The 18,343-nt window shown below is 55.2% G+C and carries 15 protein-coding genes; 7 read left to right on the forward strand and 8 right to left on the reverse strand.

The features are described from left to right. Positions 1 to 48: 48 nt before the first annotated feature. Complete coding sequence (locus AC1V0D_RS20265; protein ID WP_312828824.1) at positions 49 to 1,605, reverse strand: sensor domain-containing diguanylate cyclase; 1,557 nt, start codon at positions 1,603 to 1,605, stop codon at positions 49 to 51. A 275-nt stretch (positions 1,606 to 1,880) separates the two neighbouring features. Between AC1V0D_RS20265 and AC1V0D_RS20270 the strand changes: the two genes are divergently transcribed. After that, positions 1,881 to 2,282, forward strand: coding sequence for an H-NS family histone-like protein (locus tag AC1V0D_RS20270; RefSeq protein ID WP_140029906.1), 402 nt, complete (start codon positions 1,881 to 1,883; stop codon positions 2,280 to 2,282). A 75-nt stretch (positions 2,283 to 2,357) separates the two neighbouring features. Here the strand turns inward: AC1V0D_RS20270 and AC1V0D_RS20275 are convergent, their stop codons facing one another. The 5 genes from AC1V0D_RS20275 to AC1V0D_RS20295 form a co-directional block, all read right to left on the reverse strand. After that, entirely contained in the window at positions 2,358 to 3,350 is a 993-nt protein-coding gene (locus AC1V0D_RS20275; protein ID WP_482907965.1) for a GlxA family transcriptional regulator, read from the reverse strand. Positions 3,351 to 3,421: 71 nt separating this feature from the next. Beyond that, positions 3,422 to 4,201 carry an MBL fold metallo-hydrolase gene (locus AC1V0D_RS20280; RefSeq protein ID WP_267372824.1) on the reverse strand — a complete coding sequence of 260 codons (780 nt, stop codon included), beginning with the start codon at positions 4,199 to 4,201 and terminating at the stop codon, positions 3,422 to 3,424. A gap of 217 nt (positions 4,202 to 4,418) precedes the next feature. Beyond that, positions 4,419 to 5,435 (reverse strand): NADPH-dependent aldehyde reductase Ahr, encoded by a 1,017-nt coding sequence (gene ahr, locus AC1V0D_RS20285; protein ID WP_150030316.1) that lies wholly within the window; start codon positions 5,433 to 5,435, stop codon positions 4,419 to 4,421. 104 nt (positions 5,436 to 5,539) lie between these two features. Continuing rightward, a complete protein-coding gene (locus AC1V0D_RS20290; protein WP_482907966.1) occupies positions 5,540 to 7,513 on the reverse strand; it encodes a methyl-accepting chemotaxis protein in 1,974 nt (657 codons plus the stop codon). 349 nt (positions 7,514 to 7,862) lie between these two features. Further along, the gene (locus AC1V0D_RS20295) at positions 7,863 to 8,159 is read right to left on the reverse strand and encodes a hypothetical protein (protein WP_140923814.1); all 297 of its coding nucleotides are present in this window, start codon (positions 8,157 to 8,159) and stop codon (positions 7,863 to 7,865) included. 198 nt (positions 8,160 to 8,357) lie between these two features. On the opposite strand from AC1V0D_RS20295, the gene AC1V0D_RS20300 reads away from it, so the two are divergent. Together AC1V0D_RS20300 and yajD are read left to right on the forward strand one after the other, a co-directional pair. Next, on the forward strand, positions 8,358 to 8,534 hold the full coding sequence (locus AC1V0D_RS20300; protein WP_009093122.1) for a con-10 family general stress protein: 177 nt from the start codon (positions 8,358 to 8,360) through the stop codon (positions 8,532 to 8,534). Between the two features lie 559 nt (positions 8,535 to 9,093). Next, entirely contained in the window at positions 9,094 to 9,441 is a 348-nt protein-coding gene (gene yajD / locus AC1V0D_RS20305) for an HNH nuclease YajD (RefSeq protein WP_009093119.1), read from the forward strand. A gap of 56 nt (positions 9,442 to 9,497) precedes the next feature. Here the strand turns inward: yajD and AC1V0D_RS20310 are convergent, their stop codons facing one another. Further along, positions 9,498 to 10,220, reverse strand: coding sequence for a 2-phosphosulfolactate phosphatase (locus AC1V0D_RS20310; RefSeq protein WP_265139314.1), 723 nt, complete (start codon positions 10,218 to 10,220; stop codon positions 9,498 to 9,500). A gap of 189 nt (positions 10,221 to 10,409) precedes the next feature. On the opposite strand from AC1V0D_RS20310, the gene AC1V0D_RS20315 reads away from it, so the two are divergent. From AC1V0D_RS20315 to AC1V0D_RS20330, 4 genes are all read left to right on the forward strand, one after another. After that, positions 10,410 to 10,748 carry a cupin domain-containing protein gene (locus AC1V0D_RS20315; protein ID WP_265139313.1) on the forward strand — a complete coding sequence of 113 codons (339 nt, stop codon included), beginning with the start codon at positions 10,410 to 10,412 and terminating at the stop codon, positions 10,746 to 10,748. Between the two features lie 496 nt (positions 10,749 to 11,244). Then, positions 11,245 to 13,572, forward strand: coding sequence for an FdhF/YdeP family oxidoreductase (locus AC1V0D_RS20320; RefSeq protein WP_058958491.1), 2,328 nt, complete (start codon positions 11,245 to 11,247; stop codon positions 13,570 to 13,572). A gap of 236 nt (positions 13,573 to 13,808) precedes the next feature. After that, complete coding sequence (locus AC1V0D_RS20325; protein WP_482907967.1) at positions 13,809 to 14,924, forward strand: metallophosphoesterase; 1,116 nt, start codon at positions 13,809 to 13,811, stop codon at positions 14,922 to 14,924. 56 nt (positions 14,925 to 14,980) lie between these two features. Next, positions 14,981 to 15,781, forward strand: a complete 801-nt coding sequence (locus tag AC1V0D_RS20330) for an MBL fold metallo-hydrolase (protein ID WP_482907968.1) — start codon at positions 14,981 to 14,983, stop codon at positions 15,779 to 15,781. 49 nt (positions 15,782 to 15,830) lie between these two features. Here the strand turns inward: AC1V0D_RS20330 and AC1V0D_RS20335 are convergent, their stop codons facing one another. Further along, positions 15,831 to 17,756 (reverse strand): methyl-accepting chemotaxis protein, encoded by a 1,926-nt coding sequence (locus tag AC1V0D_RS20335; RefSeq protein WP_336794771.1) that lies wholly within the window; start codon positions 17,754 to 17,756, stop codon positions 15,831 to 15,833. Positions 17,757 to 18,343 lie beyond the last annotated feature (587 nt).

Raw genomic sequence — 18,343 nt, forward strand, 5'->3', positions numbered from 1 at the left:
ATACCCTCCTGACATCACATTAGCTCCCTCAATGGCTGATCCTCCGCGTTACTGCTCTTCACCCATAACCTGGTTTCGCCCTGCCCGTTTTGCACGATACAGAGCCTCGTCCGCGCGCGCTATCAACGCCTGAGGCGCTGACGGAGAGTCAGCCGCCAGGCTTACAGCACAGCCAGCACTCAGCGTGACATGTTTTTGCGGCAGTTCAGAAGTGAGGTGCGGAATATCAAGCTGATTAACGGCTTCGATGAGGGTTTCAGCAAGATGGAGCGCGGCTGACAGCGGCTGATCCGGCAGAATAATCGCAAACTCTTCTCCGCCGTAGCGTGCCGTGAGTTCATTTTTACGCCGCGTCTTCTCTGCCAGCACGGCAGCGACTTTTTTCAGACAATCATCACCGGCGACATGGCCATAGGTATCGTTGTAACGTTTGAAATAGTCGATATCAAACAGAATCAGTGATACAGGCTCGCCGCTGAGCGCCGCCTTCTGCAGGCTCTGCATCAGCATTTTATCAAAATAGCGCCGGTTGGCCACGCCAGTCAGGCCATCGCTGTGAGCCAGATTTTCCAGGGAGCGGTTAGCTGCGGTCAGCTCATCGCGCAGTCGGGTCAGCTCACGCTGATACCGCAGCGTATGCCGTGCCTGACGCAGTACAAAGTTACCCAGTAAGATGATAACGGCCAGCAGGATCAGGCTCAGTATCAGATCCTGTACCCAGCCTCTGAGCCAGTGCTGAAACAGGGCGCGTTTGTCATACCCGGCGGCAACCACCAGCGGATAGCGCTGCGATCGGACAAAACCAAAGATGCGCTGTTTACCATCCAGCGCGGCGGTCCACTGACCGCTGCCTTTGTCGGCATTCGCCAGCATCTTCAGGAAAAGCGGACTCACCGAGAGGTTTTTACCGATGTAGCTATCCGGCATTGGCCGGGCGTAGAGCACCGTACTGTCTGCCAGCATCAGCACCAGTACATCCCCTTCACTGAGCTCGTAGTAGCTGTAAAAACGGCGGAAGTAGTCCACTTTGATGGTGGCCAGTAAAACGCCGCGAAACCCATTATAGGCATCATTAACACGCAGCGTCACCGGAATCACCAGTTCATGCGTGGTGCGACTGCGCAGCACCGGGCCAACATGCAGAGTGTTTCGCAGACTGGAGCGGTGATAAGCAAAATATTCGCGATCGGCATTATTAATATCAGGCGGGATACGGTTCATGGAAGTTGCTATCCACTTACCGTGCGCATCATAGTAAAACAGGCCGTGAAGCTGAGGCAGACGGCTCTGCAGCAGGCGCATCGTCTCACTCAGCCCCTGGCCATCCACCCCGCTTGTCGCAATCTGCTTTTCGAGCTCGCGCTGTAATTCACGCAAAGAGAGTTCGGTCTGTAAAAATGTATCGTCCGCCTGGCGCGCCTGCGACAGCGACAGGTTGACCGCCGTATCTTCAACTTTCCTGACGGTGTTGTTCCAGTCTTCACGCAACGTCCAGAGATCGGATCCAATCACCAGGACAGCAAGCAATACGCCTGACAGCGTAATGCTTCTGAGAAGGGGAGAAATCCCTGACGCTGTCTCATCATTTTTACGGCGAAACTTCATGCCTGTCCTTAATAAAACCTGTTGACTGATTTAAGCACAGTTATCCCCCGGCAAAAATGTAAATCCCGCAATCCCCTTTCGATAGCGATAATCGCTATTTTATCAGCAGATTTCGCTTTTATATTACGTCGGGTCAACTCAGGCAACACACCCAAAACCGGAAAAGCAGTGCATAAATCTACAGAGAGACTTCAAATGGCATGTGGGTCAGTGTTACCCTTGCCCGCTGAAAAATTTGCACTTTATTGATTAACTTGAGTATTTGAGAATTTTGTATGAATAAGAACCTGAACAGCCTGAATAATATCCGCACGCTTCGCGCCGAGGCACGCCATCTGACTGTGGCCACGCTGGAAGAGTTACATCAGAAATTAGAGGCCGTGGTGAACGAGCGTCGTGAGGAGGAAAATGCGCGGGCAGCAGAGGCGCGTGAGAAGGCGGAGAAACTGGCCTTCTACCAGGAGCTGTTGCAGGAAGAAGGCATTGATCCGGCGGAGCTGGTCAACAGCACCCCGACCCCGGCTCCCGGTAAAAAGAAACGGGCGAAGCGTCCGGCGAAATACCGTTACAGCGATGATCAGGGCCAGGTTCACTTCTGGACAGGTCAGGGCCGGACGCCCAGCGTGATCAAAACAGCCATTGATAAGGGTCAGTCGCTGGATGATTTCCTGATCTGATCAGGGTGAACGTACTGCCGTACGCTGGTTGCATGGTGCAGCCGATCGCGGTATTCAGGCATGACCAGGGTCTGGTCATGCCCCATCCCGCCGCGCTTTTTCCTCTTTTATCACTGACTTTGGGCCGCGGAATGTCCGGCGCCACTCGCTGGGCGAAACACCAAACCGGGATTTGAAACGCTGGCGAAAAGAGACGGGTGATTCAAAACCCACCTTCGCTGCCACCGATTCAATGCTGTTACTGGTGGTTTCCAGTAACAGCTGGCTGCATTGCAGACGCTCCGCCATCAGCCACTCACCCGGTGACATTCCCGTCGCCTTGTGAAAGTGACGTGTCAGCGAACGACGACTCATACTGAGCGTCTCTGAAAGCGAATCAAGATCATGCGGCTGATGCAGATTCTGCCGCAGAGAGGCCAGCAGTGCATTAATCCTGCAGTCACGCGTGTTATCGGGCACTGGCCGTTCAATAAACTGTGCCTGCCCCCCTTCCCGATAAGGCGGCACCACCATGCGCCTGGCGACCCGGTTAGCGATGGCACTGCCATAATGCTGGCGGATAATATCGAGACAGCAGTCGATACCTGCTGCGGTACCCGCCGACGTAATCAGCCTCTCATCCCGGGTATAGAGAACATTGCAGTCGAGATGGACCCGGGGGAAACGTTCGCTGAAATCACGTTCAAATTCCCAGTGGGTGACAGCCTGATGCGTATCGAGCAGTCCGGCATAAGCCAGCACATAGGTACCCAGACATAGCCCAACAACTTCTGCACCGCGTTGCCAGGCGGCCACCAGCTTATCAAGCAGCACCTGAGCCGGTTTTTCAGCCGGATTGTGCCAGTAGGGAACGATAATGATATCTGCCCGGTCAAACAGCTCAACCCCCTGCTCGACCGTCACTGATAATCCCCTTTCTGAGATAACCAGCCCTGCTCTCTCCGCACAGATTTCCAGATGAAAGAGATCCTGTTGCGGCAGAGCTGACCCAAACATCATGCAGGGCACTGAAAAGTGAAACGGACTAAATCCAGCCGTTGCCAGCACGGCGACTGTCAGCGCAGCCATCTTCTCCCCTTTCCCTAAGAACTCAGATGTGAATCGCCAGCAAGCAATGGTGTCAGTTGCTGATCCGATATTCAGAAGGTCATTGATTCACCATCTTCAGGGATCAATACCCGATCAGCAATACCCTGTTCCGAAGTGTAAGCACGCAGTTCAGCGCGAGTCAGTAAACAGTGGTTAATGGCTTCCATGTGCGAGGCGACCAGAGTAGCGTCCGGCAAAAAACGCAGGGTGCGTAGCGTGTCTTCTTTTCCCATAATGATCGGTCCGTAACGATCGTTCATCGCGTTGCCGGTATTCATCACCACGACCTGAGGTGCAAATCGTTGCAGCGTTCTGACATAGGGTTTTACCCAGACCGTATCACCTGCAATATAGAGCGTTTTCTCTGACGGATGAGTAAATACCAGGCCACAGGCATCGCCCAAAATATCGCCCATAACGTTGTCGGCATAGAGCGCATTACTGCCGTGCTGACCCTCAGTTTTATAGATCGTCAGCCCCTCGGTAAAGGGATTCGCGTCCTGCAACACCCTGACGTTATCAAACCCTTGTGAGCGTATCAGCGCTGCATCACTGCTGTTCTGGCTATAGAGAGTCATGCTTTTTGGAATCAGCTGCTGTGCTTCTTCATCCCAGTGATCGCTGTGCGTGTGTGTGACAATCACTGCATCGACTGCCAGCAGCTCAGAAAGCGTGAACGGGAGATCGACCATCGGGTTTCTTAGATGGGGACGCGCATAACCGGCAAAACCGGGCCTGGCCTCTTTTTCAGCCAGCATCGGATCGATCAGGAACTTTTTGCCTGCATAATCCAGTAGTAGTGTGGCATTTCGAATCTGTGTCAGCTTCATTTATGGCTCCGTTAATCGTCTCACGCGGTAACCAGGAAACTTTACGGCAGGACCCTGTCAGCGCGTGACAGGCTCAGAAGACAGGATTCGATGGAATCGGGCCAGACTGCGAGTTTTTACGGATAGCAGATGACGTCATCACTGCTGCACTGAAAGAAGGGTGAAGATAAAAAAAATGCCGCAGCAGGCTGCTGCGGCATGACTATTCAGGCTTCCATCAGAAATCGGCTTTCAGTACCACACGGTAATTGGCTTTACCGGCACGAACGTGGTCCAGCGCCTTATTGATGTCAGACATCGGGAAATACTCAACCTGAGGGGCAATGTCAGCCCGGGAAGCGAGGCGCAGCAGAGAACGCAGCTGCCCTGGCGAACCGGTGGACGACCCCGTCACCGCCTTATCGCCCATGATCAGTTCGAAAGCACTCACTTCAATCGGCTTCAGCACGGCACCCACGGTGTGGAATTTGCCCTGAGGAGCCAGCGCAGCGAAATAGGGCTTCCAGTCGAGGTCGACAGCGACGGTGCTCAGGATCAGGTCAAAACGACCCGCCTGTTTCTTCAGGGCTTCAGCGTCGCGGCTGTTAACCACTTCGTCAGCACCCATATCCAGGATTGACTGCTTCTTATCCGGCGTTGAACTGAAGGCCACAACTTCGGCACCCATCGCGTGCAGGATCTTAATCGCAATGTGGCCCAGACCGCCGATACCAATCACGCCGACGCGGCTGGTGGCAGTAATGTTGCTCATCAGCAGCGGTTTAAAGACGGTAATCCCGCCACACAGCAGGGGACCCGCGGTCGCTGCATCCAGCTTCTCCGGCAGCGGGATCACCCACTGCCAGTCAGCGCGCAGCTTCTCGGCAAAACCACCTTTGTTCATGATGGTCGGGATACTGCCCTGCTGGCAGTTAACCTGTTCGCCGTTGATACAGGCATCACAGTGCTGACAGCTTTTTGCCGTCCAGCCAATGCCCACTCGCTGGCCAACAGAGAGTCCTTTGTTTTTAGCTGCATCACCCAGGGCAGAGACCCGGCCGATGACTTCGTGTCCGGCGATCACCGGAAACTGAGAGATGCCCCATTCGTTGTCGATCATCGACAGGTCTGAGTGGCAGACGCCACAATACTCGACCTCGACTTCAACTTCTTCGGCTGCCAGCTCGGCGGCATCGTACTCATAGAGTTCCAGGGCCTGGCCAGCCTGCATGGCTGCATAACTTTTGATTTTCATTTATACCTCTGCGTGGTTAATCACCGACAAGTGTAACAACTGCGGGCGCGGCTTGCCTGGCCGATGCGCTTATATCGCAATTTCTTACATTTTATCGAGATAAATCAGCCTTTAACCTGTGCGCCGGAGAGCGTCTGCAGCACCTTGAGCTGGGCTACTGCCTCCTGCATCGCGTCCATGCCCTGCGTGAGTTCACGCAGGCTGCCGAGGTGCTTCGCAATATCGGCGCGCTCATGTCGCGTCTGCTGATTCATGACAGCCAGCGTGTCGGCTGCGCTGATGCTGCGCTCTGCCATCTGCGCGGCGGTCTGCGCTGAATCACTGGCCACCAGCCGGATACGTGAGATGGTGCTTACGGCCTCACTGATGTTACTCGCGGTCGCTTCAGCCTGCTCTTTCGACGAGTGTGCCAGCCGGCGAACCTCGCCCGCCACCACGGCAAAGCCGCGTCCCGCCTCGCCTGCGCGCGCCGCTTCGACTGCCGCATTCAGGGCCAGAATATTGGTCTGGAAAGCAATGTTGCTGATGCCGTGCGTAATGTCGTTGATGCCGTTAGAGATTTTCTCCAGATCGTCCAGCCCCTCATCCAGCCGGCCCTGTGCCTGCTGACTTTCCGTCGCGATGTTACTGATGTTACGGATGCTGCTCTCCGCCAGGCTCAGGGTTTCGCCCTGGCTCTGGGTCGCCAGTTCCAGAACCGGCAGCGCTTCCATCAGCGGAGTCAGTGCCTGCTGATAGGTGATGACCCGATCGAGCACCCGCGTCTGGATGCTGTTCAGCGCTTCCCAGCGACGCAGACCGCGTTGCGCGTAATGCGCGGCATAACCGGCATACTCCACCGGGAACTGGCTCATGGCTTTCACATCGTGATTGAAGAACACCAGCGCCGAAAGCGTCTGGTTGATCGGCACGCCCAGAATTTCGCCGAAGCTGGAAAAACCGGCGGCGGCAATCCCTTTAAAGAAATGGGCGTTGTGCAGCTTATCGGCATTGCCGACGCGGCGCAGGATACAGTCATTCATCAGAATCGCCGCCGGTTTACCGTGCTGAGCGGTAAACGCCTGCCACTCCTGCTGCGTCGTCTGCTGGAAATCTTTTTCCTGCATCAGGAACAGCCGGTCGCCAAACTCCAGGTCGCAGAAAAACTGCACGCCGCTGGATTCGATTTTGGCAATGGAGCGGATAAAAAACTCATCCCCGACTTTAACGCCAAAGGTCAGCCCTTTCAGCCGCTCGGCCAGTTGCGCTTCACTGCAGTTGAGGTGTTCGCACAGCGCCGGAACAAAGGGCTGCTGCTGACCGTGACGGTTAAATACCGAGGTGACGGTACGCGCGACCGGGTCAGCTTCAGCAATCAGCCAGCTCTGATCGCGTGGCGTAAAGTTCTGGCTTTTAAACGGCGCAAAGGATTTTCCTGGCGCCATCTGGCAGAAAACGATCACCGCTTTGCCCTGCAGCACCTTGCCACCGACACCGATCCAGGTGCCATCAAAGGAGATCCGGCCGCCCGCTGAACCGCCAATGGCCAGGCAGGGGAAGCGGCCGCTGTTGTACCAGGCCTGCATCAGAAAACCTTCTGATGCGGAAAGCCCGTCACAGTAAATCATGGCGAAAGTACGGTCGGCAGAGAGCGGCATCCGCACCGGCAACCGCGCCAGCTCCTGCTGGATGGCGCTGATGCGCTGGCTGGCGGTCTGCGTATCGGCGACGTGAAGATCGACAATGTGCGTCTCATGACGGGCGATCAGCGTGTCCGGCAGCCAGAGATAGCTCCCTTCCGGACCATTCCCCTCACAGTAAGTGCTCTGTGGACGGCTGCTGCTCAGCGCGCCATTCGAGGAGAGTGTCAGCACCGTCAGATCGGCAGACGTAAAGCGTTGCCAGGCCTGACTGACGCGCCGGAAATCCGCCTCAGGCGGAACAAAGGTCATCAGGATCCCGCCCGCGCGTGCGCTCAGGCCGATGGAAGAGAGTGAAGCAGGCATTGCACGGCAATCGTAAGTGCCATTTGCAGGCTGGCTGCTACGCCGGAGACGCGCAGCAGGCAGGCGACTTTTGATCGTCTTGATGATCGACATATTATTATTTTCGCTTTTATAAGATTAACTTACGCATAAATTTTGCGTTTACTGGTGTGTAAAAGGAGGGCTAAATGCAGGTCCGTTCGCGTTCAGAACTCGGCGCTGAGTACCGGTTTCGTCAATGATCGGCGGGCTCAACGCCTATGGGTTATCGCCCGTAGTGGGAAAACCTTTAACGATTGCTGCAGGTGGTTTAATCAATGAATTTGTTACATTTTATTAGCATAATGTAACCCCGGGCAGCGGCAGGCCAGGAAGATATAAAGCTGCGCGGGCCTCTCTTCCGCCGCATCCGGATAAATTACGTGGCCGCACGGTTTCATGAACTGAGCGGCACACTTTCCTTCTACCTTTCGTTCTGCTCCTGCCAGTGTTCTTCGCACCGCGCCCGCGCTTCAGCGGGCAGATCGCGCAAATCTGGCAATGTATCACCGGAGCCGTAGCCCATTGCTCCTGTTGCCTCCTGCTGTTCATCCTGCGCAGCGAAAGTAAGCTTCTCCTCCAGGGCCTGCCAGCTATCACCCTGCTGCCGGTAGATCACGGCATAAGTGGGCATCTGGTCATCATCACCATAAATTTCATATTTCTGTTTCTGTCCACCGGAACCCAGCTCCAGCGTGTCGATTAAGGTGTCATTACGCATTGCGTTCTCCTTTTTCGTCAGGCTTTTAAGCGTAGTTCAACTGCCATGACCCTGCCGGCGCTAAAAATTCATTCATTACCCCTCCGCTTATCAAGGAATTCATGGTCAGCCTTTGCTTAAACGAAGCGGACGACTATCCTTCCTGCTGTGACTAGCTAGTCCTTTTTATCTCACGGAACACTGATAGGAGGTCTTTCTATGACACAACAGAAATACAGAGGTGGTGCCGGTAATTTTGCCAACGATCCAGAACGCGCGAGTGAAGCTGGCAGTGCAGGAGGCAAGGTCAGTGGGGGCAATTTCAAGAATGATCATGAAAAAGCCAGGGAAGCGGGTCGGAAAGGAGGCAAGATTAGTCGCCGTCCTTCTAAGTAGTTCTGAATAAAGCGCTTTAGGAGTTTGTACGCCATGGAGTGGCATCTCTGCCGACGATGTCCAGAGCTCTCACTCCGACGTTTCGCTCTATTTCCTTCTGAACTTCACTGATACAGGCTGGCAGATGGAGGGGTGAGCACTCCTGTGATGAAGCACCGCGCAAAATAGTCAGTCCTGACTATCCTGAAATAAAGGATATTAATCAGGAGAGAACGATGAAATTCTTCTATTTCGTTTCGCTTATTGCCTCTGCACTCTATTTACTGGCCTTTCTGCCTAAACTCCGCACACGCCGCGAACCCATAGCCTACTGGGGATGCTGGACTTATCTTGGTGCTAACGCCATTTTCTGGGCCGTTTATGGTGTTCTGCATTACATTTAGTGGAACGCCGTAAGCAAAGCGCAAAACAGCCATTTATTCCGGCTATGCGATTGAAATAAATGGCTGTTTTCACCCACTCCTTCACAACAGCAGAGGATGATCTCTTCTTCTGTCCGATTGTGGGATATATTGGCAGCACTCTCGTGAACCTCTCTGCATAACAGGTACTTTCGGCAATGGCTTTAATCCCTAAAAACTATGCGCGGCTTGAAAGCGGCTACCGTGAAAAAGCACTCAAACTCTATCCCTGGGTGTGTGGTCGCTGCTCGCGCGAGTTTGTTTATTCAAACCTGCGTGAACTGACGGTTCACCATATTGACCATGACCACACCAACAACCCGGAAGATGGCAGTAACTGGGAACTGTTGTGTCTCTATTGTCATGACCATGAGCACTCAAAGTATACCGAGGCGGACCAGTACGGCACCCGCGTCGTAGCAGGCGAGGATGCACAAAAGGATGTCGGTGAAGCCACCTACAATCCTTTTGCTGACCTGAAATCGATGATGAATAAAAAGAAGTAACCTCTGCCCATCCCGCCTGTCGGCCCGCTGAACGCGCACTGACAGGCTCAGGTCCTTCACTGGCGGGCGGTATAAAAATCACCCTGCAACTGACACGCCTGTTGCCCGCTGTCAACGTCCAGACAGAGATCGACATCCTCACCAAATCCGCGCTGCTGAAGTTCCCTGGCTGAAGAGCACTCGCGAAGGAATAACGGATTCATCTGCTGCCAGGCGGCGACCGCCCCCTGCGCTTCCGGGGAACAGTGGTCACGTCCGATAGCGGCAATAATGCCGCCTGCGGCCAGATAGTCTTCGATCGCAGGGCGAAGCGTGCCGTCAGGCCAACGCTCGCCGCAGGGGATGACCAGGATGCGCCGGAAGTCACGACAGGCTCTGGCAGTGAGTGAGAGATTCCGGAAACAGCCGCTGAATACCGTCACGCCACTCTCCCGCGCCAGGAACGAAATCGCTGAACCATTGGGAGAGGGAAGCACCAGTTTTTCGCCCGCGGCCAGTTTTCGCATCGACGCCGGAGAGAGACTGAAACCGCCTGTACCACTCAGCCTGTCAGGGCTGGCTGCCCTTGCTCCGATGCTGTCTGCATACGTCAACGCAGAGGCGTCTTTCCAGGGGTACGGATAAACCTGTGCGCCCTTGTCGACCGCCAGACTGACACAAGTGGAAAATGACATGACGTCAACGATCACAATACAGTCCACATCCTGAGCAACGTAACCGACGGCCGCGGGCCCCCACTCAAGACGGATGTCAGACTGCGCCTGATTACACCACTGCATCTCTTATCCTCCGTGGCATGCTGCCACTCATCGCCAGCGATCATGCGCCAGATTGCCAACGGGCGCTCGTCAGTGAGAATATCAGGCTGCGCAGGAAGAAAACGATGGCTGAAATAAATGTTTGAAAATCAATTTCCTGGCCAGCTATAGTCAGCCAGAGAAGATGAGCGACGACGCCGGAGCAGAACAATGATTTCAAAAGAGAATGCGGAACATTATCAGTGGGGTGACGGATGCGACGGCTGGTACCTGGTCAACCGCCAGGATATGTTAATCATTCACGAAAAAATGCCGCCCGGCACACGTGAGAAACGGCACTATCATGCGGCGTCCAGACAGTTTTTCTTTGTCCTTAGCGGAGTGCTGACGATGGAGCTTGACGGCACCGTGCAGGATATCAGCGCGCAACAGGGTATCGAAATCCCCCCGCAATCTGCACATCAGGCACAGAATAACAGTGATGGCGCGGTCGAATTTCTGGTTATTTCGCATCCCACGACGCGCGGGGATCGTGAAGATATAGCCTGAGCAACCACCTCTGTCATTACGGCAGGCGCGAAACACAAGAATACGCTGCCGTCATATTTACGCTGAACAGGCACGCTGTACCTTCTGTTGATATTGCCCTTCTGCGGCTGTGAATATTATTACCGCTTTAATACAGGTCAGAAAATTCATTGACACAACTTTCCCCATCAGAAACTAATTAATTTCCAGGTACTTTCCGCGCCATTCACTTTTATTAAAATATATAAAAACAGGCAGTTAAAAAGTTAAGAGCGATACCAATGCTTATCAAACTTAAATTACGCACGATATTCCTGTTAAATCAGGACAGTCCGCCTCGCTTATTTCCCGACAAAAACAGCGCGGCGCTCTGCTTATTTTCGCGCTGAAAAGGATGGTGCGCCGGGCACAGAAACATTTTGAGAAAGAATTTCGCGACATATTAGCCAGAATCCACGCGGTTAACGATTTTCTGTACCAGACTTAGCCGATAACAATAGAGACAATGTGGAGCATTATGAAAGAGCAAAATCGCACAAATGGCATTGCCCCTTATGGTGGCGCGGCCGGTGGCTGGGGTGCATTAAAGGCGGTTGCCGATGCTATCCGCGGCCAGATGTCGGTAAAACAGGATGTTATCGCCCTGTTCAAAGTTAACCAGCCGCAGGGCTTTGACTGCCCGGGATGTGCCTGGCCGGATCCGCAACATGCCTCGTCCTTTGAATTCTGCGAAAACGGGGCAAAAGCGGTGTCATGGGAAGCGACCAGCAAACGCACCACACCCGCATTCTTTGCCGCCCATACGGTGACAGAACTATGGGAGCGCAGCGCACTGCACCTGGAGGGCGAAGGCCGCCTGACGCATCCGATGAAGTACGATGCCGCATCTGACACCTATCAGCCCATCGAATGGGAAACCGCGTTTCGTGAGATTGGTGAACACCTGCGCAGTTACGAAGACCCGGACAGCGTGGAGTTTTACACCTCCGGCCGGGCCTCAAATGAAGCCGCGTTTCTGTGGCAGCTCTTCGCCCGCGAATATGGCACCAATAATTTCCCCGACTGCTCAAACATGTGTCATGAACCCACCAGCGTCGGACTGCCGGAGTCCATCGGCGTCGGCAAAGGCACGGTGGAGCTGGAGGATTTCGACCACTGCGACCTGGTGTTATGCATTGGTCACAATCCCGGTACGAATCACCCACGCATGCTGGGGACGCTGCGCGAAGTCGCTAAGCGCGGTGGCACGATTGTGGCGATCAACCCCCTGCGGGAGCGCGGTCTGGAGCGCTTTACCTCACCGCAAAGCCCGATAGAGATGCTGTCGCTCAGCTCGACTGAACTGGCCTCAACCTATTACAAAGTACGGGTGGGCGGCGATGCAGCGATGCTGAAAGGGGTGATGAAAATCCTGCTGACCCTGCATGAAGAAGCGCTGAGTCAAGGCAAACCGGGCGTCATTGATGAGGCGTTTATCACTCAGCACACCGAAGGCTTCGACGCGCTGAAAGCCGACCTGGAGAGCACCGACTGGGATCATATCCTGAAGGTCTCAGGGATGACGCGTGAAGAGATCCAGCACGTTGCCCGGCTCTATGCCAGCGCTGAACGCACGATTATCTGCTACGGCATGGGGATCACCCAGCACCAGTACGGCACCCAGAATGTGCAGCAGATTGCCAACCTGCTGCTGATGCGCGGCAACATCGGTAAACCCGGTGCAGGTATCTGTCCGTTACGCGGTCACTCCAACGTTCAGGGCGACCGCACGGTGGGCATCACGGAGATCCCACCGCAATCGCTGCTGGACAGTATTGAGAAAGTGTTTGGCTTCCGGCCGCCGCAGAAGCATGGTCATGGTGCCGTTGAGGCGATTAAGGCGATGCGCGATGGCAAAGCCAAAGCGCTGCTCTGTCTGGGTGGTAACCTGGCAGAAGCGATCTCCGATCCCCAGGTCACCTTCCCGGCGATGCGCAATCTCGATCTGGTTGTGCATATGGCGACCAAGCTGAACCGCTCACACCTGCTGCTCGGCAGGCATAACTATCTGCTGCCGGTGCTGGGCCGCACGGAGACGGATGTGCAGGCAACGGGCGCACAGAGTGTGACGGTGGAAGATTCGATGTCCATGGTGCATGCCTCGCGTGGCTCGCTCGATCCGGCATCGCCGCATCTTAAATCGGAACCGGCACTGGTGGCCGCACTGGCTAAAGCGACCCTGCCAGACAGCGTGGTGGACTGGTCCGCGATGGCAGCCGATTACAGCCGCATCCGTGACGCCATCGAAGCGGTCTTTCCGGCGTTCGAAAACTTCAACGAGCGGATTAAGCACCCGGGTGGATTCCGGCTCTATAACGCCGCATCAGAACGCGTCTGGCATACGCCTTCCGGTAAGGCGCAGTTCAAAGTGATGCAGGGCATCAATGAAGATCCCCGATCGCTGAAATGCCATGACCTGGTGCTGACCACCCTGCGCAGTCACGACCAGTACAACACGACCCTTTATGGGCTGAACGACCGTTATCGTGGCGTCACGGGCCGTCGTGATGTGCTGTTTATTAACGCCGAAGAGGCGGAGAAACGCCAGTTGCGGGTGGGCGACCGTGTCGATCTGATGGCGCTGGACCCTGAAGGCAATCCTACCTCCCGCCAGATGAAAAACCTGACGATTGTGATTATCGATATGGCACCCGGATCGGTCGGGGCCTACTATCCGGAAGCCAATGTGATGGTGCCGCTCGACAGCCACGACACGCAGAGCGGCATTCCGGCTTACAAAAGCATTCCGATCGCCATGACGCGCGTGACGGAGGAGACACAGACAACGTCGGGTGTTCTGCGCTGATCCTGCGTGTCGCAAAGGGTGAGACCTGATGTTACCCGCGTGGCCGGCGTGCCGGTCACGCGGGTTTTTTCGTCCCGGCCAGGCGCCCCGCAGCGCCGGATTGAACACGGCCAGAGCACCTGCCGTGAAGCAGACCTGGCAAACTCATCCTATACCTTACCGTGCTAAAACGGTTTCATTCGCTATCCTCTCTTAACTGCCTGCGCTGACCGTCAGCGCCTCACCGGAAGATTGCCATGTTTCACCTGATTTTCAGCTTACCCAGCTGGTATGTCATTGCCCGCGTCATTATTCCTTTGTCCCTGCCCCTGTCCGTAAAAATCCTGCTCTCTGCACTGGCGCTGCTGGCCTCTCAATATCTGCTGGTGAGTCGCTTCACATCCGGCGGGATCTTCTCGGCCGAGATGCCCCGCACTATCATCATTCTGTTTAACTGGGCTTACGGCACCGTGCTGCTGCTGGCCGTGTTTCAGATCGTGCTGGATGCTGTCATGCTGCTTGCCCTGCTGCTGCGACATCCGCTGCCGCTGTCGCCCGATGCGCGCTATCTGACCGTCCTGCTGGCGATGGGGGTGGCGGCTTTCGGGGTTCAGCAGGCAATACGGGTGCCTCCCGTCAAAGAGGTGACGCTGTTCCTGCCGAATCTGCCTGCTGAGTTTGATGGCTATCAGCTTCTGCAACTGACCGACCTGCATATCACGCGACTGTTTAATGCTGTCTGGACCCGCGCCATGGTGGAGCGGGCGATGTCCCTCCGGCCCGACCTTATTGTGGTGACGGGGGATGTGATCGATGGCAGCCTGGAACACCGGCGGCATGATGTTGCGCCACTGCGCGGTCTGGCTGCGCCCGACGGCGTCTGGGCCATCACCGGCAATCACGAATATTTCTTTCATCAGGCGATCTGGACGGCGCATCTGGCTTCGCTGGGGCTGCAGCCGCTGCTTAACAGCCATACGGTGATTCAGCGCGGTGAAGCCAGCCTGGTCATTGCGGGTCTGCCCGACGCCTCCGCGCCGCGCCGACAGGCGACCGGCCCCGATCTGGCCCGTGCGCTGGAGCAGGTTCCCGAAAACGCCCCCATTATTCTGCTGGACCACCAGCCACGTCATGCCCGCGAGAACGCCGCACAGGGTGTCGATGTGCAGCTCTCCGGCCATACGCACGGAGGTCTGATCATCGGGCTGGATCGCCTGTTTGCAAAACCTAACGCCGGTTTTGTTTCCGGGCTTTATCAGGTCGGCAGAATGCAGCTTTATGTCAACAACGGCACGGCGCTCTGGCCTGGCATGGCGATCAGGCTGGGCCGCCCCTCGGAGCTGACCCGGATTACCCTGCGCCGTCAGCCCTGAGGCGATAAAGGCGCCGCCGGGTGCGCATCATCCCGATCGAGACAAAGGAGAACATCATGACCCTGTTATGTACCGCCTGCGGCACCGCCTATCCTGCTTCGGCTACGCATCAGCACTGTAAAATCTGTGAGGATGAGCGTCAGTATGTCCCGGCTTCAGGTCAGGGCTGGATCCCGTTCGACCAGCTGCGCGCCAGCCACGCCAATAAATGGACGGCACACAGTGAGGCGCTGTTAAGTTTTAAAACCGTGCCGGCTTTTGCCATCGGCCAGCGCGCTTTTCTGCTGCGGACGCCGCAGGGCAACGTGCTGTGGGACTGCCTTGCCAACCTTGATGATGCCACCTTTACGCTGATCGCGGCGCTGGGTGGCATTGATGCCATCGCGATTTCACATCCGCACTACTACACCACGATGCAGGAGTGGGCGGAGGCGTTTAACGCGCCCATTCATCTGCATGCCCGTGATCGGCAGTGGATCGTCCGGGAGAGCCCGCATATCCGGCTCTGGCAGGGCGACTCGCTGACGCTGATGCCGGGTGTGACGCTGTTACGGCTGGGGGGGCATTTCCCGGGTGGCTGCGTGCTGCACCGGGACGAAGGCGACGGGATCATTCTGGCGGGTGATATTCTGCAGGTGACGCCGGGTGCGCATGGCGTGTCGTTCATGTGGAGCTATCCGAACATGCTGCCGCTCTCTGCGGCGACGGTTGGCGACATTCTGCAGCGGCTCTCGGGTGTGACATTCGGACAGCTTTATGGCGCCTTTGAAGGTCAGGATATCCTTCAGCAGGCGAAAGAGAAGGTGATGCGTTCGGGAGAGAAGTATCTCGCCTGTCTGCAGGATCATCAGGTGTGACACAGTAACCGAACAGCCGCCCCTTCAGGCGACGGCTGTTCCGGTCTTATCAGGCCGTTTTGAACAGCGCGACCAGGGTACGCAACTGCACGGCCCGCCCGGCAAGCTCATCCGCAGAAGAAGCGGACTCTTCAACCAGCACGGCGTTCTGCTGGGTGACCTGATCCATCTGATTGACCGCAATATTGACCTGCGAAATGCCGCTGGTCTGCTCTTCCGTAGAGGAGGAGATATCGCGCATCAGCTGAGAGGTCTGTTCAATTGCGCTGACGCTCTGCTTCACTCTGTCGCCTGCGTTCCGGGCCATCGTGATCCCTTCCTGCGCGTGAAGCACCGACTGCTCAATCAGACTCTTGATCTCTTTGGCTGCTGTCGCTGAACGCTGTGCCAGCGCCCGCACCTCTGAGGCAACGACCGCAAAGCCTTTACCCTGCTCTCCGGCACGCGCCGCTTCAACCGCCGCATTCAGTGCCAGAATGTTGGTCTGGAAAGCAATGCTGTCGATTACCGACGTGATCTCTTCAATTTGTCCCGAGCTGCCGCGAATTTTATGCATGGTTTCCATCACCGAATCCATGGCCGAGCCACTGGAGAGGGCCGCCTGCGTCGCAGAATCCGCGCGTTCAGAGGCAAAGCGGGTGTTCTCGGCATTCTGCTGCATGATGGACGCCAGTTGCTCCATGCTGGCAGCCGTTTCCGCCAGGGACGCCGCCTGCTCTTCGGTGCGTGACGAAAGGTCGCCATTGCCGCGGGCAATCTCTTCCGACGAGTTGGCGATGGTCGCGGCGTTGCCTTTGATATCGGAGACCAGCTGGGCAAGACGCTGCTGCATCTGCATCAGGGCATTCAGCAGCTCAGCCATTTCGTTGCTGCCGGACACGGTCAGCTCTGCCGTCAGATCACCGGCGGCGACGCGACTGGCGACTTCCACGGCCTCTCTGACCGGCCGGGTGACCGAACGGGTGATCATCACGGCCAGCAGGATCGCCAGCAGGGCAATCGCCAGAAGGCCGGAAAGCAACAGATACTGAGAATGACGGCGCTCATCGATTTGTGACTGCAGGAGTATCTGCAGCTGGTTGCTGCTCTGGCTGCCCAGCATGCCATAGCGATTAATCGCTTCGGTTAAGATACGGACATATTCAACCGGCGTAATCGTGACATTTCCGGTCACAATCGCCCCTTCAGCCTGCTGCAGGGCATTCAGAGCCTGCTGTCTGGCATTCTGCGCCAGCTCGCCGAACATCGCTTTGAGATCCGGTTCAATGGTGAACACCTTATCCATGTTACTGCTGAACTGTGACAGCGCCGTTTTGCCATTATCGATCTGGAAGGCCAGGCGACTGCGATCGGCATCAGAGATGTTACCGCTGGCGATCAGTGAGGCCCCCCCGCCACGGATCTGACCCAGGGTCTCGGTCAGCAGCGGCAGTCGGCTATAAACACTGACGATCAGCTGGTAGGTATTCAAATCAGCATCCAGTGAGAGCTGGTAGTAATCCAGTACATCCTGATTCGTTTCCAGCAGAACCTGGATCAGATGCGTGTGCCGTGCCAGGCTGGTCGCCAGCGTCAGTCGTCCGCCAACCAGATCTTCCTGCAGCTGACGCCACTCCTGATTAACCTGGTCCAGACGCGTTAATGGCTGCGCCTGCTCACTGCTTTGACGCAGATCGGCAGCAATGCTTTCAGATACGCTGTTAATCTGGGTCACTAACGCCAGACGCGGTGGGTTATCCATTCTGTTCTGGCCAATGGCGATGGCGCTTTCTGCCCGATGACGCTGCAGCAGGCTCAGCAGCTGCAGTACTTTTTTCTCAACCGGAATACCGGTGAGTTCAACTTTCTTGGTGTCAATGAGCTGGTTGCCCGTCTGAATAAAGAGAAAAGTGGGTAAAACAAACAGCACCAGTGCAAAGGCTCCCAGTAAAAGGAATTTTGCTGGCAAATTAATCCGGTCGAGTACTTTTTTCATTCTTTTCCGCTCTGATGTGTTAAGCATGCAGGTGATGTCATACCCAAAATGGGTAATGTAATTTTATTTTTACGAATTCTTCATATGCAGCCCATAGCGGTTTGCGCGTAGCACAAAGCCGCCTGGAGGCAATGAAATTTACTTAGTTAAATAAAGGGCTGGATAACAGCAAGAGAGAGTATAGATTGCACCAGGTTATTTTACAGTGAATAAACAGACGATAGTTACAGCCACTTTCACTTAAGCTAAACCGAAAAATAACGATAGATTTCAATGTCATGAAAACTGCCTGATAAATATCACCTGTAAAGCCTTAAGCCAGACTTCAGCATCAACATCTGGAAAATAAAGAAATTAAAGTTAGCCCGGAATCAGCCGATACTAGCTGCCATCTTTTTTCAGGAATAATTATCATTAAGGATAAGAAATTAATTTATCCTTCCCGGGCAATTAATATTCAAACCGTTATTACCGGGCAGCCCCTGAAAATATAATAAATGAAATCGTTTTCATTTAATTTAAAGAAGCGTGATGCGTTGAAATAAAAATGAAATAAAGGCAAAAAAAAGCCCCCACAATGTGGAGGC

This window comes from Pantoea sp. PA1, from assembly GCF_056856975.1.